This window comes from Myxococcus sp. AB025B (assembly GCF_006518215.1).
GTDB lineage: Bacteria > Myxococcota > Myxococcia > Myxococcales > Myxococcaceae > Myxococcus > Myxococcus fulvus.
The window spans coordinates 1-15,457 of the sequence record NZ_SRLW01000241.1 but is presented as its reverse complement, the minus strand read 5'-3'; the positions used below and the strand labels follow the sequence as shown (position 1 = coordinate 15,457).

Below are 15,457 nucleotides of genomic sequence, written 5' to 3'. Positions count from 1 at the left end.
CGCTGGAGGAGGAGCCTATCCTCGGACTCGTAGTCGCTGACGCGCTTGAGCTGCGCCCAGCGGAGGAAGAGCCCCGCGGACGCATCCCACTCGTGCAGGCGCTGGCCCGTGCGCGTCTCGGTGCGGACAGCCGCGTGGAAGAGGTGACACGCCCCCGTCGTCTTCCCCACGCCCGTGCCCCCGGACAGCAGAAGGGTGCGCAACCCCTCCCGGAGCAGCTGGCGCGCGGCGCGGACGGCGGGCGTCTCCAGCACCTTGCCCCCAGCGAGGGCCACCACCGCCTCCGCCGGCGCGCCGCACAGCTTCAGGTGCAAGGGCCATGCGTCCACCTGGGCGGCCTGGTGCCGTGCCCTCTCCGCCGCCTCGAGCTGCTGGAGCTCCAGCTCCCGTTGCTTCCATCCCGCCTCGAGCTGGCCCAGCCCGGGGGCGGAGTGCTGCCGGGCCTGCGCCATGCCCCGGCGCAGCAAGTCCGCCAGCCGCTGGGGGCCCTGTCGCTGCACCGCGGGCGCCTCGTTGTCTCGGCTCATAGGCTCTCCACCCGCCCTTCCTCGTAGTCGTTGTTGCTGAGGGGCCGCCCCGGCGCGCGCGCGGACACAGCCCGCTCCTCGGGGGCGGCGTTGTCGTTCCACTTCCGCGCCAAGTCAGTCAGGTGGTCACAGCGCTGCTTGAAGCGCGCGCGCAGCCCGTTGCTCAACCGGCGCAGAATCTCCGGGACGCCCCCTGCACCAGCCAGGGAGAGCAGCGTCCGGGATGCGTCGTCGTCAGCGCGGCCGCGCCAGCGGTAGCCGCAGCCCTTCACCTCACGGAAGACGCGCTCCACCCCGTCCGGCAGGGACTCCGCGGGCGGCTCCTGCTGGGGCGGCAGCTCGAATGGCAGGGTGTCTCCGGGCTCGGACACCAGGGCCGGGGGCGCGGACGGCACCTCCTCCGCGTCCTCTTCCCCCGGGACGACGAAGCGCAGCCCGGCCAGCCCCTGCTCCACCAGGAGCGCCTGCAGCACGGGCCGGTAGTGCTCCTCCGCCCAGTCGCGGGCGAACCTGTCCTTCACCTCGACGACGAGGCACCCGTCCTCTACGGCTTCCGGGCGCGCGGACTGGAGCTGCTTCAGCGTCTCCACCATCCTCCTGGCCTTCAGCGCGCCCAGGACGCGTCCCCACGCGCGCGCAGCCTCGGTGCCTTCGGGCACATCCTCCAGGCAGACGGCGACCCCGGGCTCCACCTCGGGCGCGGGCGCCTCCGGCACCGGGTCCAGACTCCACGCGCCGCTGAGGAGCTGCTCGGCCACCTCCGCGCCGGCGCGCGTCCTCCCTAGCACCCAGACGACGGTGGCGCGCATGCGGCTGTCCAGCTCTCCGCGGCACACCGGGGAGCGCGGGACACGGGCGAACACCTCTCGCCACACCGCGAGGGGGTGCCGCGCGAGGGCGGACAGGGCGTCCTCCAGCATCTGCACCGAGGTGCGCTCGCCCCACGGGAAGAAGCCATGCGGCGCCACCTGCGTGTTCCAGGCCTCGCGCAGGGCCCGGACGTCCGGCGGGAGGCTCTCCGGCTTGCGGTGCTCGCGCAGCTCCAACCCCATGTCACGCTGGGCCTGCGTGACACCGCGCCGCGCGCGCCCCTTCTTCCCGGCAGAGGGAGAGGGAGGAGGGGGTGAATTGTCGGCTGTCACGCTGTCACGCTGACTGTCACGCTGCACCAGCGTGACGGGGCATGCGGGCTGCGTGACAGGCGCGACGACGGGCGCGGAGAGGGGCTCGGCAGCCGGGGGCTGTGCAGGGCGCGCACCAGTCCACGGGGCCAGCAGCGCGATGGCCTGGCGCCAGCCGTGGTCGACGCCGGCCGCGTAGCTCTCCGCGCGCAGCCGGGCCTCGCGCTCCGCCAGCAGTTGCGCGCGCAAGTCGGCCACCTGCTGCTGGGCGCAGGGGCACGCCTCCGCGAAGAAGTCAGGCGGCACGCCCGGGTCCTCTCCGCGCGCGCGGGCGCCACTCCCCGGAGGGGGAATCACCTGCTGGGCCTGCGCCTCGGAGACGAGCTGGCCGCTCAACAGGCGCACCATGCCCGGCGGCACCTCGGACTCCGGCGGCGTGAGGGGGTTGCAGGCGGGCATGACTACGGGACCTCGAGGTGGACGGGCACGGAAGGAAGAAGGGGCGACGGCTGGGTGCAGCAGAACGGAGGGATGGGCTGGTGGCTGCACCCCGTGCGGAAGGGGGCGCCGTGCATGCACCTGGGCCACGTCGCCGACTCCCGGAAGTACACCGGCGCGGGCGTGGGCGAGTGGTACGCACGTCGCCCCGTCTCAGTGAGCTCATCCCCTGCCCACTGGTAGTGGCACTCAGGACACACAGTCAGGCGCAAGCAGCGGCTCATGCGGCACCTCCGAGTGGCCACAGGGAGCGCCACCAGCCGAGGCGAAGCAGGGCCCGCCGAACCTCTCGGCGCTCAAGCACGAGACGTCGGCGGTCCCCTGCCTGCCGGCTGATGTTCGCGTTGCCGCGCCACCACGCGACGAGCGACTGGAGACCATCGTCAGCCAGCAGGAAAAGCAGCACGAGGTCGCGGCTCACGCTGCCCTCCGGTTCTTGAGGAAGGCCTCGGCCAGGCGCCGCACGCGGTGCTCATCCGTCTCCAGCTTCTCCATGAGGCTGGCCTGCGGGTCGCGGATGCCCTCCATCTGGTCCCGCTTGATTCCCAACGCGTCGGCCACCACCGGGTCCGAGCCGCTGTCGGAGACGAGGAAGTAGGCCATGACGGGGTCCGTCTGCCCGTCACGGTGGACGCGCCCGCACGCCTGCTCGTGGACACCCGGGCTCCAGTCCAGTTCGCCGAACACCACCGTGCGGCAGGACTGCTGCAGCCCGTCCAGGCCCGCGCCCGCGCGCAGCGACATGATGAGGATGGGCGCCGCCCCGGACTTGAAGCGCTGGGCCTCTGCCTCCTTCTGGGCCGGGGACTCCTGGCCCGTGAAGATGGCCGGGGAGAACTCCCGGAGCCGCTCCTGCCACAGCCGGTACACCTCGTGGTGCCAGCCGTAGAGCAGCACGCGCTCGCCGTTCTCCACCAGCATGCGCACGAAGTCCGCGACGAAGGGGGCCTTCGCGATGCCCGTGGCCTGCCGCAAGCGCCAGGAGAGCTCTCCGGAGGCGTGCAGCCTGTCCTCGGGCTTCACCCCGCCCTGCGCGAGGATGATGCGCGCCAGCTCCGCCGCCTTGTCCTCCACGGCGTCGAGCACCTTGGTGTCCGAGTCCACGGTGTGGATGACGCGCGTGAGGGCGGGCAACTCCCGTCCCACGTGCGCGCGCGTCCGGCGCAACATGAGCCCCGTATCCCGGAGGTACGTGCCGAAGGCCCGCGGGTCCTTGAAGGACAGCTTGTCCTCCACGCCCGCGCACCACTCGCGGCTGAACTCCTCGCGCGTGCCCAGCACACCGGGCTTGAGCGCGTCGAGGACGTGAAACATCTCCCCGCCGTAGTTGTAGATGGGGGTGGCCGACAGGCCGATGACGAAGCTCGCGCGCTCAGCGAGGTAGTGCGCGGCGCGGTACTTCTCCGAGTCGGGCCCTCGGCGCAACTCCTGGCACTCGTCGAAGACGATGGTGCGCACGCCCGCGCTGACCAGCGTCTCCGCCCAGCCGGACAGCTTGTGGTAGTTGAGGACGAGGACGTCTGGCCACGGCAGCTTCCGCCCGCCCCGCCCCTGCGTGACTTCCTCGGGCGTCGCCTTCTTCGCGACGTGGACGCGCAGCCGGGGCAGGAAGCGAGCCAGCTCCCGCTGCCACTGGCGTGGCAGGTGCGTCAGCGTCACCACCACCGCGGGCAACGTGCGCGTGTCCGTGAAGGCCGTCAGCGCACTGGCCGTCTTCCCCAGTCCCACGTCGTCCGCCAGCAGCAGGTGCTGCATGCGCAGGAACATGTCCGCCGCGCGCCGCTGGTACTCACGCGGAGGGACGTTCATCTGGAAGTCCGGCACCTGGTACTCCGCGGAGAGCAGCTCGGCGACGGCCGCCTCCCGCCGCGCATGCTCCCGCGCCCCGCGCTTGAGGAAGGCCTGCGCGTCCTTGCCCACCACCTCCAGCGGGTAGCGCTGGAGGAACCACTCCAGCTCCCTCGCCGTCTCCTCCGTCGCCGCGAGCAGCACCTCGCCCACGTCGCCCTTGTTGGCCCTGTCGAAGACGCGCTTCAGCCGCAGCGACACGTGCGGCTCGCACTCGATGACCCAGGCCGGCCTCTCGCCACCGCGCGCGCCCAGCTTCCGCCTCTCCAGACGCACAGTCCCGAAGCACTTCACAGCAGACCTCCTCGCAGCACAGCGACACGGACGGGCTTGCCGCGCAGATGCGCCGGGAGGCCGTCATGGTGAGACCGGGTGGTGACGAGCAGGAGGCCGTGGACTTCCTCCCGCTCCGCGTAGTTCAGGAGCTGCCGGGTGACGGCGGAGATGCTCCCCTCCACCTTCACCTCGAGCCCCAGGTGGCCCAGCAGGAAGTCGATGCGGCCCGCCTCGCCCAGCGTCACCTCGCGGTGGAACGACATCCCAGCACCGGCGAGGACCTGCGCCAGCGCGGACTGCAGCTGCGCCTCTCCGGTGCAGCGGTAGCGATGGGCCATGACGAGCGAGCGCAGCTGGCCCAGCTCTTCGAGAAGGGGCGTGCTCATGCCGCGTGCCCCTCGCCCTGCACCGGCGCGTCGAACCAGTAGTCGCCGCGGAGGCTCCATCCCTCGCCCAGCGACGAGCGCAGCAGCGCCTCCAGCGTCACGCGTCCCCAGGCCAGCGCGCCGCCGACGGGGATGGCATTGCCGATGGCCTCGCGGTGCCTCGCATCGCTGTTGCCCGCGAGAACGAGGGGCTTGCCGTTGTGCACTGGTGGCAGGCCCTGGAGGACGGCCAGCTCCAGCGTCGTGAGCGGGCGGTGCCAGCACCCGGACAGGGGCGAGAGGATGGCCGGGGCGGGCAGCCCCTTCGGCGGCGCCCAGCCCTCGGCCAGGAGTTGCAGCGCGAGCTTGATGTGGATGACGGGCCGTGGCGGAGGCATGCGCGGGTCCGCCACGCAGCAGGGCCCGTTGTCGAGTTGCATGCTCCCCGTGATGGTGCCGGCGGTGCGCTCCCAGCCGAGGACGCCGTAGAAGCCATTGCGCCCAGGCGCCCCGAGCCCGAGCCGCTCCACACGCTCGTCCGCGACGGCGGACTGGGAGTTCCCACTCGAGATGGTGGACATCGCGGGCACCGTGGGGCTCGGCATGTGCCAATCGCCCACGCCGAAGAGTCCTGGCCGGCCTGCGTAGCTGTCCGCGTTCTGCCCCGTTTTGCCGAGGCCGAGTTGCTCGAGGGCCCGCAGATCCGCTACCGACACCGGTGAGCTGCCGCCCGACACCCACGACGTCGCGATGATGGTGCCCGAGGGGCCGTCCCAGCCCAGGACGCCGGCGGCACCAGGTCGCGCGTCCGCGCGCATCGCCAGCGCCTCGACGGTGCGCGCGTCAGCGATGGCGGCCCCGCCGTTGTCGTGTCGTGCCACACCACGCACGGTGGGCGCCGGGGATTCCCAGGCCGCGACGCCCGACGAGACACGCCGCGGGGCATGGCTCAACCCGAGCGCCTCCAGCGGGCGCGGGTCCTCCACAGCGCACAGGCCGGCGCCGCCCGGCCCGGCCACCGTCGGCGACGGCTCGGCCCAGGCCTGCACCGGGTGGCGGCGGTGCACCTCGCGCCGCTGCTGCCCCTGCTCCACCGGATTGCCGAGCTGCTCCTCGACGAGGGCGCGGAACGCCGCCGTGTCCATGCCGGTCGGCCACAGCCCGCGCGCCGTGAGTGTCTCCACCACTTGCCCGCGCTTGGGCAAGTCCCGCCAGTCCCCACCCGGGGGGATGAGCGCGAGCCGCACGGCGTTGAGCCAGCTCACGCGCGGGAGGCGATGCATCCGGCCCGCGCGTGGGTCGTCCGGCCACGGCAGGGGCCCGAGCACCTCTCCCACGCCGCGCAGGCGCTGCGGCGGAGGCATGCCCACCTGGACCGGGCACTGGACCGCGTCGCGCGCCGCGAGGGTGAAGCGCTCGCGCGTCTGGGCCAGCCCACCCTCCTCGCCGAGGTTGTGCGTCCGGACGTCCACCTCGTAGCCGGCCTCGCGCAGCAGGCGAATCGTCTTCCCCAGCACGGCGCGGCAGCGCGTCCGGAAGCTGGGCACGTTCTCGACGACGATGAGCGCCGGCCGGTTGCCCGGGTCCGGGTACGCCGCCAGCACCAACCGCGCCGCGCGGAACATGAGCTCGTTCATGTCCTGGTACTTCTCGGACGCTGCCATGTCCGACGGCAGGAGGCGCGACGCGCCCTTGCACGGGGGCGACCACTTCGTCATGTCCGGAGCCCGCGGGCCCCAGAAGCTGCGCAGCTCCTCGGGCGTCAACGTGGCGATGTCCGCGCAGAGGGCCGGCGCCCCGGTAAGGAGGCGAAAGTCCTCGCAGCACTTCTGTTCGAAGTCGACGCCACCCAGGTTGCGCCAGCCAGCGGTGAAGCCGTCGACCTCAACGCGCGCGAGGTCATGCCCCATGGCGCCTGGGCCGCTCCCGCAGAACAGGTAGCCGACGGTGAACTCGCGGTGGTTGGGCGTGCAGGACGTCACGGGTTGCTCCGGCGGAACGCGGCGACCGCCAAGCAGGCGCCGCCGAGGAAGAGGATGAGGGACAGGACTCCGAAGGCCGCGGCCCCGAGGTAGGCGCAGGCGCGCCATTCGGCGTGGGCATGCGCAGCGGCAACGCCACACAGGGTCGCGGCAAGAATGGCGAGGAGAAGGCGACGGCTCACCACCGGCCCTCCTTGAGGCGCGCCACCTTCTCGCGCTCTTCGCGGAGCCGCTCAGCCCATGCGGTGCGGACGGCATCGCCGTGGATGACGGAGTGCTCTACGTAGCGGGCGCCGCGCACCGTGGCCTTCACGCCGCAGTACGCGCACTCCATGGCGCACTCGGGGATTCCGGCCTGGCCCTGCTGGAGCGCCTCCTCGAGCGCCCCCACGGACACCGGCACCATGGCGGCGTTGCCGCACGCCCTGCACTTCGCGATGAGACTCGAGTCGTCGGACAACCCTCCGAGCGCTACGAGCCCCCGGTCATCAACTGCACCAGGAGCTCGCCGAGCGCGCCGCATCTCGTCCCGCACGCGCACCAGGACGTCTTCGCGCAACGTCCACAGCCCCTGTGCCCCGCGGCACGGCACCGGGGTAATGGGCGTCGCATCCGCGAGCCACAGGCCCGTGTCACCCATGTACCAGCGGCTCTCCCTGTACTTGGCGCCACGTGTCACGGCCTCCACGCGCGCCACGCCGATGATGGCGCCCGCCGGGTGCTCGTCCTCCGGAGGCACGACGAGTCCGAACTCCTCAGCCATCGCCTGCGCGTTGTCCTCGTCCCACGTCTTGCCGTTGTGGATGGCCAGCCAGGAGTCCACTGGCGGCGCGGGGAACTTCGCACCACGGTTCTCCACGTCCTTGCCGGCGTGGAAGATGGCCCAGCCCCAGGGCCGCCACAGCGTGAGTCCGCAGATGCGCTCAGCCATGCTCGCCCCCCTCCCGCGCCGGGAACAGCACCCTGGCCACGGACTCGAGCTGGCCCACCTGCGAGGCGGAGAGCCCGCGGAACGCGATGAAGGAGCGCAGTCCGGCGCTCACGTCCCCCTCCTGCGGCGCGTCTTCTGGAGACAGCAGGGCAACCAGCGGCACGGCCAGTGCTTCGGACAGGGCCACCAGCGTCTGGAGGTGCGGCGCACGCTCGCCGCGCTCCAGCATGGACAGGTACGAGACGCTGATGTCCGCTCTCTCCGCGAGCGCCTCCTGAGTCAGCCCCCGCTCGGTGCGCTGCTTCTGGAGGTACTTCCCCACCTGCTTGACCAACGACTTCGTGTTCTCGTTCACGGAGACCTCGGGGTAGTGCCGGGGCGCACGCGACTGCTGGCGCGACGCACAGGAGGGAGGGACAGCTCTTCGACGGGGGCGGCGCTCAGCAGGGCAATGCCGGCGAGCGCCAGGAAGTCGACCGCAGCGAGGAGCCAGCAGACGCCAGCCTCGCGCGGGTGGTACTGCTGGAGGCTCGCGCCCAGCCACACCAGGACACCGGCGGACGCCGCGAGAGCAACGCAGAGGGAGACGACGAGGACGGGCTTCACGGCGCGCCCTCGCTGACGCGGTTGTACTCGCCGAAGAGCGCCACCTGCTCTCGCAGGCACCGAGCCCGTGCGGCGCGGCCGTCCTCCGTCACCCGGAGGCTCCGGTGCCGGCGCTTCCGCAGCGCGACGAGTCCCCGCGCGGCCAGACGACGCAGGACGTCCGCCGCGCCGTTGGGCGACTTCCAGCCGAAGCGCTCGGCCAGCTCGTGGACACTGGGCGGCTCTCCGCGCGCGGCGATGAAGGCGTAGGTGTAGACGAGGACGGCGAGCTGGAGGCTCGTCGGCTGGCCGCGCGCGGAGCCGTGCTCCGGCGGCGGACGAGGGTTGCACGCCGTCATGCCACCCTCCTCTCCCACGCGGGCGTCATGGACGCGGCCCAACGGACGGCGGCCTTCTCTGCGTCGTTGAGGAGCTGGTGTGCGCGCTGCTTCGTCGCCCCCAGCTCCGCTCCGATTTCCTCGAGCGTGTCCCCTTGCAGGTGCAACAGGTACGTCTGCACCGCCTTGACGCGCGTGGGCTCGCGCAGCCCGGCCCGGAAGTGCTGACACATCCGCTCGCCGATGGTGGCGCCCAGGCGGTGGGCTTCGGCCAGTCGCTCCTGCGACGGGGCAACGGTGGCGCCGAGCACGTCGTCGAGCGGCACGTACTTTCCAGCCACGGGCCTGCCGTCCTCGTCACGGACAGCGCCCACGAGGGACAACCAGCCGCGCGCCACGTCCCGGCGGATGTGCCGCTTCGCGAAGGTCCGGTAGGAGGCACCACCCTCCGGGCGCCAACGCTGGGCCGCCGCCATCGCCCCCATCCACGCGTAGGTGGAGAGGTCATCCTCGAAGCCGCGCGCGGCCTCATGACGACGGACGAAGGAGTGGACGCACCACCAGACGACCTTCTCGGCCGTCAGCACCAGCTTCTGCTCCACCGCGGTGAGCGGGCGCTGGGTGTACTTCGCGGAGGGCTTGCTCACGGACGTCTCCTCACCGGGCGCCGGCCCAGGCTGAAGGTGCGAGGCGTCCGCGCGCGGCGGAGCTCTCCCACCAGGGCGGCGCGGGCGTCGTCCATAGCCTCCCCACGGGTGGCCGCGTGCGCCTCCACCTCGGCACCGGTGGCGCGCAGGGTGACGACGTGGCCCAGGGGTCCGCGCGCGGAGATGCTGGCGAAGTGGGCGGAGCAGCTCATCGCGCGCCTCCCACCGACACCACCATGGCCGTGCAGTTGTCGCGGCTGCCGGCGTCCAGCGCGAGCCGCACCAGCTCTTCGGACGCCCAGCGCTCGTCGAAGATGGGCAGCTCGGCCAGCACTTTCTGGATGGCGTCCGGGCTCAGCGTGTCGCCCACCCCGTCCGTGGCGAGGAGCCACACGTCTCCGGGCCTGGACTCCAGCACCTGGACGTCGGGTTCCGCCGAGCAGTCAGGGGACGTCGCGCCCAGGCAGCGATTGAGGACGTGCCGCTCCTCCCGGTGGTCCTCGGTGAGCTGCTCCAGCGCACCGCCCCGCAGCCGGTACACCCGCGAGTCACCCACGTGGGCCACCACGGCCTGGGGGCCCGACAGCACCAGCAGGGCCAGCGTCGTGCAGCCTCCGGTGCCCAGCACCACACGGTTGGCGGCCGACATCGTGTTGCGCGTGAGGGCGTCCAGGGCGGGCGCCGCCTCGGCCGTCGGGAGCTGCGCGAGCCCCACCACCGAGTCCACAGCGGCTTGGCTGGCCACGTCGCCGTTGGGGTGCCCGCCCAGCCCGTCCGCGACAGCGAAGACGGACACCACCGGGCCCACCTCGTGGCCCAGGGTGTCTTCCTGGAGGGTGCGCAGGCCCCGCTCCGTGCAGCCGGCCGCGTCGAAAGAGAGGCGCTCACCCATGGCTGGCCTCCATGTCGGCTGCGCCGCGCGCCTGGGCGTCCTCGATGCGCCGCTGCCCCTCGTTGCGGCAGGCCCCGACGAAGGCCGCGCAGTAGGAAGTGCTGGCGTCGGGGTTGTCCTTCCGCGCGCAGGCCAACTCGTCCGCGCCGGCCAGCGTGTTGCTCATGTCCCGCCAGCACACGACGCACCCACTCCGGGGGCGCTCGCGCACCAACTCAACCAGCACCATCAGCGTCCGGGGACGGGCGAAGACGTCCCGCTGGCGCGACGTGAGGTGCAGCCACGCCACAGCGCCGAACGCGCCGGCCGGCGGTGCGGCCACGATGCGGCGAGGGGGCCTCGTTGCGCGAGGCGCGCGCATGCCATTCTTCAGGTCGACGGCGGCGCTCATCGTGCGCCCCGCCTCTTCGACTTGGCGCCCGGCGCTGTGGACACACGGGCCAGGTTGCGCAGAGCGACGACATAGGCCTCGAGCAACGAGCCCGCCTCGGCGGGCTCGGCCGCGTCGTGCTGCACGCGCCAGCGGCCGTCAGGGGTCCGCTCCTGGACGGTGGTGAAACGGTCGGGGACGGTGCCCGACGTCGCGGACGTGGGGACACTCCTGGCCTTGGACATGACAGCTCCTTCGGGAGATGCGAACGACAAGAAAGGGGGGAGGGATGACCCGCTACTGGCGCGTGACGCCGAGCAGAACCAGACACGTGGGGCAAGACCGCCAGGATGCGGTCACGCCGTGCTCACGGTGGTACAGGGGCATCAGCACCGGCAGTGCCGCCAGGAGCGCAGAAGCAGAGGGCGCCTGCGTGTTCGGCGCGTGCTCAACTGCGCTCAACTGGACCGGCACTCCATCAACAACATCAACAGCCACGGCATCGGAAGTACCCGAAATGACGCCTCGGGCAACTCCATCAATCTCAGTCAACTGCTTGACTTTCTCCAAGAAGATGAAGGCCCTGGGCCTCCGACGCGGCCAATCCGAGACGTAGCCCCAGGCGTCGTCACAAATGTTTCAGCGCCGCCATGCTGAAACATTTTCGAACACAGTGTTGTCTCAAGCCCCTCGCGCGACGCCCTGGGGCCCCGCGGACATGCCCACCAGCTGGGCGATGAACTCGCGGCGGCTGCGGACCTTGGCCTTGGTGAAGATGGCCTTCAGGTGGTCCTGCACCGTCGCCGGGGTGATGGCCAGCGTCCGGGCGATGGTGTCCGTGGTGTGCCCCTGGGCCACCAGGATGGCCACGTCCTGCTCACGGGCCGTCAGCCCCAGGCTCATCAGGGCCATGGGCAACACCTCCGCGGGCGTGGCGGGCGCCACGACGATGGCGACCTGCCCATCCGGACGCCCCTCCAGCAGGGACGCATGCAGCGTGAGCCACTGCCCCGTGCGCGTCCTCACCCTGGAGCGCGACGGCACGTCCCTGCGCCCCGCCGCGCCCAGGCCCCGGGCATGCTCGGCCACGGTGATGACCCCGGACGGCACCCCCGTCGACGACGGTGACGTCTCCGCGAGCTCCGCCAGCACCGCCTCCGCCCTCGGGTCCGCCGACATCAACTGCCCCCGGGGCCCCAGCACCGCGATGCCCGGCAGCGGCTGCCCCTCCCCCTTCGGCACCGTGCCCTGGTACGAGCGCCACAACATCTGCCCGATGTGCGCGGAGAAGCGCTCCATCACCCCCAGCTCGCGCTCCGTGTAGGGCCCCCGGTCCGTCGCGCGGAGGAACGTCGCCGCGCCCCAACACCCCGAGGGCAAGTCGAAGTTCACCCGAAGCTCGTCCCCGAAGCCGAAGGGCGCGATGAGCTCGCGGTAGCGCGCGCTCTCGTCGAGCCTCTCCCTCGCCGCCCTCCGCAACGAGCCCACCCGCTGCCCGGACGCCCGCAGCCCCGCGAACGTCAAGGGCTCCGGCGCCCACAACTCCAGATACGCCGCCCGCTCGAACCCCCTCGGGTCCAGGTTCTCCATCACCGTCGACGTCACCAGCCCCGTCGCCGGGTCCGTGCCATGCCAACAACTCGCATCCACGCCCAGGGGCTCGCGAAGCAAGACATTCAGCCGCGTGAACAGCTCCCCCAAGGGGAGCTCCGCTTCGGACAGCTCACGCAAGGCGCCCAACAACTCTCGCTCCATCCGGGAACGCGTCACCATTCCCTGACAATATCCAGCACAGGCAAGAATTCCCCACTTTTCTGGGATAGACGCGCCCGACGGGCTCGACGCACCCTGTCGGCAATCCCTGTCCCTCGTGGAGGAGCCGTGCGCAATCACCCCCGTGGTCGCGTGACGATTCGCGTTGTCGCCCGGAGTGCGGCCTTGGCGCTCTGCGCGTCTGTCCCAGCGGATATGAGCCCCCTGACAGTCCTGCATCAACAACAACAGCAATACTGCATGGAGCCAGCCATCGGGACTCCCGGCGGCAATGTCAGCGCCGCGCCTTGTCATGCCCCCGGGCTCGACTGGGAATTCGAGCCGGTGCGGGGAACCCTGGCTCACCGGGAGCGCATCCGGAGTGGAAGTTTCTGTCTGGGTGCTCGCGGGCGACGTCTGGTCTCCGCGCGCTGTGATGACAGTCTCGAGCAGCAATGGGTCATCACCCCGTTCGAGACACCCGGCGCCGCTCCGCCTCCGGGGTTCCGGGGCATCCGGCTGAAGAGCGCCGCGACGGGGGAATGCGTGGAAGGGGCGCCGGAGCCCGTGGGAGGGGCGCGCATCCGCCTCCACCCGGAATGTCAGCCGCACCCCTCGCAGCAATGGAACGTCCATCGCTCGGTGTTCGAGCGGCTCCTCGTGGAAGCGCCCCCCGAGGCCCCCCGCGCCCCGCGACGAGCACTCCTGGCGTCTGGCCGGAGCGAGCGCCTCCAGTTCTACGCGGACGAGGGCCGCACCCTCCTGGTGGGATGGCGCGGCAGGGATTGCCTCGGTGCCCAGACGTCCTGGGGCGTGTCGTCCCCCCATGAGACGCGCGTGACGGCCCCCTGCCCGCGCGAGGCAGGGGCCCTGGAGTGACGGCTCAGAGCGGGTCTGCCGTCGCGCAGCTCGGCGACGCGCTCTCCGCCACCTGACGCGTCAACGACCTGCGGCTCGCGTCGGTGAACAGGGACACGCCCATCACCAGACACGTCCGGTAGAGCAGCGCCTTGCTCGCGGGGAAGGCGTCGATGGCCGTGCTGAAGTCGTTGTTGAAGTACACCGAGGTGAACGCCGAGCCGTAGAACGGGCTGGAGCCCCAGGCGAACTTCTTGCCCGTCACGCCCGTGGCCGCGTTGAGCCCGCTGTACTGCGCGGACTGGAACGGCCACTCGCCCGCGGAGAAGCCGTCGCTCAGCAGCGCCCGCCCCGTGGCGGCCTTCGTCGCGCCGTTGTTGGTGCTGTAGCCGCCGTAGACCAGCCCCGCGTCCTGGCCCAGCTTCAGCTCGACCAGGCCCAGCTCGTACAACACGCCCGTGCCTGAGTGGCGCGCGAGCAGCGCGTGGTACTTGCGCGTGGCGCCGATGGGCTCGTTCCACGTCCAGTTCGCCTGGGTGGTCAGCACACCCGCCACCGGTGCCTGCGTGGTGAAGTGGTTGCGCGTGTCACCCCACTGCACGTTGCTCAGCGGCGCCTGCGGGTCGGCGTCCGCGAACTCGACGACACCGTAGGGGCCTCGCATGTCGAACGAGAGCTGCCCCGCCGTCGCCTCGCCCAGGTCCAGCCGGGTGTCCAGGCGCGGGAAGTCGACGCCCTTCTGGAAGACCCAGCGCAGGGTGAGCGGCACCAGGAACTTCTGGTGGGACGCGGTGGCGGCCGGCGTCGCCGCGGTGACGTCCGCCATGGCCACCCGGGTGCCCCACTTCGGATAGGTCGTCGTGAAGGTGTGGCTGGCGGAGGTGCTCGCCGGGAGGATGGACGAGGGGACTCCCCGCACCGCGAAGCCATACCCGAGCGGCGAGTCGTCCTCGCCGTTCAGCCCCGCGATGGTGCCGGACGCGCCGTTGTCGAACTGGCGGTACAGCTCATGGCCCACGAAGTAGCCGAAGCCGCGCTCGCCGCCGCCCGTGCCATCCACCGTCACCGTGCGCCAGTCGGCGCCCGCGGCGACCTGATAGGTCATCTGGACCGCGTACCCGCCATTGCCCGCGGCGGTCTGCCGCTTCAGCGACAGCGTCCTCGGGCGCCCCTTCGAGTCCGTCCACGTGTAGCGGTCCACGTCGACTCCCCCCACCACGGTGGACTCGCGAGAGACACCGTCCCCCTGCTCGAAGGCGGGCACCTCGGGCCCCGCGTCCGGGGTGCCCGCGTCCGGCGTCCCCGCGTCACCACCGCCGGCATCCGGGCTGCCCGCGTCATCCTTCGAGTCACTGGAGCCGCAGGCACACAGACACAGCGCCGTCGCCAGGAGCGTCACCTCGAGCCACCGCTGATTCATTCGCATCCGTCGCGGTTATCACGCCTCGCGGAGCGTCGATATCGGTCGGCCGAGACGTGAAGAAATACACGCAGCGCCCGAAGGAATCCCGCCCTCGACGTTGCGCGCGGCGACGCGCTCCTTCATCCAGACAGTGTCTGTGGCGCGGCGCCCGTCTTCGAGGGCAGCCTGACGCCCTACCCCAAGACCTACAACCAGAGCACCTGTCCCTGAACCTCACGCGCTTCGAGCACAGCTGACCTCGGTCCTGCTCGAGGTGCTCACGGCACGCCGAGCAGGCGCAGCCCCGCCGCGGTCGCCGCCGCCGCCACCACCACGGCGATGAAGGGCAGCCGCAGACACGCGAGCACCGCGCCGACGAGCACCCCCGTCGGCCGGGCCCACCCGGCGAGGCCTCCCTGCGCCAGCAGCGTCGACGTGGCCACGAGCGCCGCCAGCATCGCGATGGTCGCCAGCGCCATCCGCTCCTGCACCCGCGCCGACAGCTTCAGCCGCTCGCTCAACAGCGGCCCCGCCACGCGAAAGCCATACGTCCCCAGGGCCAGCACCAGAATCGGCAGCAAGGTCATCGCAGCGCCACTCCCACGGCGAGAATCGACAGAATCACCGGCAGCCCCATGGGCAGCCACGGCGTCAGCACCAGCGCGATGAGCGCGCCCACCAGCGCCACCTTGCGCGCCTTCGCCGCCCGCTCCCTCGCGCCCGCCTCCGCGTCCTGGTTCCGGGGCGGCAACAGCGAGGGCAACAGCAGCGCAACCATGCACGCGGGGAACGCCGCGTCGAGCCCCAGCGACTCGGAGCTGCCCACCACGCGCCCCGCCCAGCCGCCCAGCACCACGCCCGTGTTCCACCCCACGAACAACATGCCGCCGCACAGCCAGTAGGCCGCCCGACGCCGCGCCGGCTCCCGCTGCGACAGGGCGAAGGCCACCGACTCGTCCACCATCAGGTGCGCGCCCAGCAGCCGCGTGGGCCACCGCTTCCCCAACAGGTCCGCCACCGCCAGCCCGAAGGGCAGATGCCGCGCGTTGAGCAACAGCCCCGCGA

The 15,457-nt window shown here is 71.8% G+C and carries 18 protein-coding genes and 1 pseudogene; all 19 read right to left on the bottom strand.

From position 1 onward, the window contains the following. Positions 1-527 (bottom strand): annotated as a pseudogene (locus FL311_RS31335) (hypothetical protein); the annotation flags it as partial. After that, complete coding sequence (locus FL311_RS31330) at positions 524-2,107, bottom strand: hypothetical protein (protein WP_141330927.1); 1,584 nt, start codon at positions 2,105-2,107, stop codon at positions 524-526. The pseudogene FL311_RS31335 and the gene FL311_RS31330, both read right to left, overlap by 4 nt. Before the next feature lie 456 nt (positions 2,108-2,563). After that, a complete protein-coding gene (locus FL311_RS31325; RefSeq protein ID WP_228557201.1) occupies positions 2,564-4,270 on the bottom strand; it encodes a DEAD/DEAH box helicase in 1,707 nt (568 codons plus the stop codon). Between the two features lie 14 nt (positions 4,271-4,284). After that, complete coding sequence (locus FL311_RS31320) at positions 4,285-4,656, bottom strand: hypothetical protein (protein ID WP_141330926.1); 372 nt, start codon at positions 4,654-4,656, stop codon at positions 4,285-4,287. Then, positions 4,653-6,617, bottom strand: a complete 1,965-nt coding sequence (locus tag FL311_RS31315; RefSeq protein WP_194869432.1) for a DNA cytosine methyltransferase — start codon at positions 6,615-6,617, stop codon at positions 4,653-4,655. The genes FL311_RS31320 and FL311_RS31315 overlap by 4 nt, the downstream gene beginning before the upstream one ends. Beyond that, positions 6,614-6,799 carry a hypothetical protein gene (locus FL311_RS44325; protein WP_194869431.1) on the bottom strand — a complete coding sequence of 62 codons (186 nt, stop codon included), beginning with the start codon at positions 6,797-6,799 and terminating at the stop codon, positions 6,614-6,616. Before FL311_RS44325 ends, FL311_RS31315 begins: the two co-directional genes overlap by 4 nt. Then, positions 6,796-7,548, bottom strand: coding sequence for a hypothetical protein (locus tag FL311_RS31310; protein ID WP_141330922.1), 753 nt, complete (start codon positions 7,546-7,548; stop codon positions 6,796-6,798). The genes FL311_RS44325 and FL311_RS31310 overlap by 4 nt, the downstream gene beginning before the upstream one ends. Further along, positions 7,541-7,903 (bottom strand): helix-turn-helix domain-containing protein, encoded by a 363-nt coding sequence (locus FL311_RS31305; protein ID WP_228557200.1) that lies wholly within the window; start codon positions 7,901-7,903, stop codon positions 7,541-7,543. The genes FL311_RS31310 and FL311_RS31305 overlap by 8 nt, the downstream gene beginning before the upstream one ends. Further along, on the bottom strand, positions 7,900-8,154 hold the full coding sequence (locus FL311_RS31300) for a hypothetical protein (RefSeq protein WP_141330920.1): 255 nt from the start codon (positions 8,152-8,154) through the stop codon (positions 7,900-7,902). Before FL311_RS31300 ends, FL311_RS31305 begins: the two co-directional genes overlap by 4 nt. Then, a complete protein-coding gene (locus FL311_RS31295) occupies positions 8,151-8,492 on the bottom strand; it encodes a hypothetical protein (protein ID WP_141330918.1) in 342 nt (113 codons plus the stop codon). Before FL311_RS31295 ends, FL311_RS31300 begins: the two co-directional genes overlap by 4 nt. Next, the gene (locus FL311_RS31290; RefSeq protein WP_141330916.1) at positions 8,489-9,118 is read right to left on the bottom strand and encodes a sigma factor; all 630 of its coding nucleotides are present in this window, start codon (positions 9,116-9,118) and stop codon (positions 8,489-8,491) included. The genes FL311_RS31295 and FL311_RS31290 overlap by 4 nt, the downstream gene beginning before the upstream one ends. Beyond that, positions 9,115-9,330 (bottom strand): hypothetical protein, encoded by a 216-nt coding sequence (locus tag FL311_RS31285; RefSeq protein ID WP_141330914.1) that lies wholly within the window; start codon positions 9,328-9,330, stop codon positions 9,115-9,117. The genes FL311_RS31290 and FL311_RS31285 overlap by 4 nt, the downstream gene beginning before the upstream one ends. Continuing rightward, positions 9,327-10,010: a PP2C family serine/threonine-protein phosphatase gene (locus FL311_RS31280; RefSeq protein WP_141330913.1), complete on the bottom strand. Its 684-nt coding sequence runs from the start codon at positions 10,008-10,010 to the stop codon at positions 9,327-9,329. The genes FL311_RS31285 and FL311_RS31280 overlap by 4 nt, the downstream gene beginning before the upstream one ends. Continuing rightward, positions 10,003-10,401, bottom strand: coding sequence for a hypothetical protein (locus FL311_RS31275; protein WP_141330911.1), 399 nt, complete (start codon positions 10,399-10,401; stop codon positions 10,003-10,005). The genes FL311_RS31280 and FL311_RS31275 overlap by 8 nt, the downstream gene beginning before the upstream one ends. Next, positions 10,398-10,625, bottom strand: a complete 228-nt coding sequence (locus FL311_RS31270) for a hypothetical protein (RefSeq protein WP_141330909.1) — start codon at positions 10,623-10,625, stop codon at positions 10,398-10,400. The genes FL311_RS31275 and FL311_RS31270 overlap by 4 nt, the downstream gene beginning before the upstream one ends. A 436-nt stretch (positions 10,626-11,061) precedes the next feature. After that, positions 11,062-12,153 (bottom strand): helix-turn-helix transcriptional regulator, encoded by a 1,092-nt coding sequence (locus tag FL311_RS31265; RefSeq protein ID WP_141330907.1) that lies wholly within the window; start codon positions 12,151-12,153, stop codon positions 11,062-11,064. Between the two features lie 862 nt (positions 12,154-13,015). Then, positions 13,016-14,416, bottom strand: a complete 1,401-nt coding sequence (locus FL311_RS31260) for a hypothetical protein (RefSeq protein ID WP_141330905.1) — start codon at positions 14,414-14,416, stop codon at positions 13,016-13,018. A gap of 254 nt (positions 14,417-14,670) precedes the next feature. Further along, a complete protein-coding gene (locus FL311_RS31255; RefSeq protein WP_141330903.1) occupies positions 14,671-14,979 on the bottom strand; it encodes an AzlD domain-containing protein in 309 nt (102 codons plus the stop codon). Beyond that, positions 14,976-15,457, bottom strand: a 482-nt coding sequence (locus FL311_RS31250) for an AzlC family ABC transporter permease (protein WP_141330901.1), incomplete at its 5' end; no start/stop codon positions are given. The genes FL311_RS31255 and FL311_RS31250, both read right to left, overlap by 4 nt.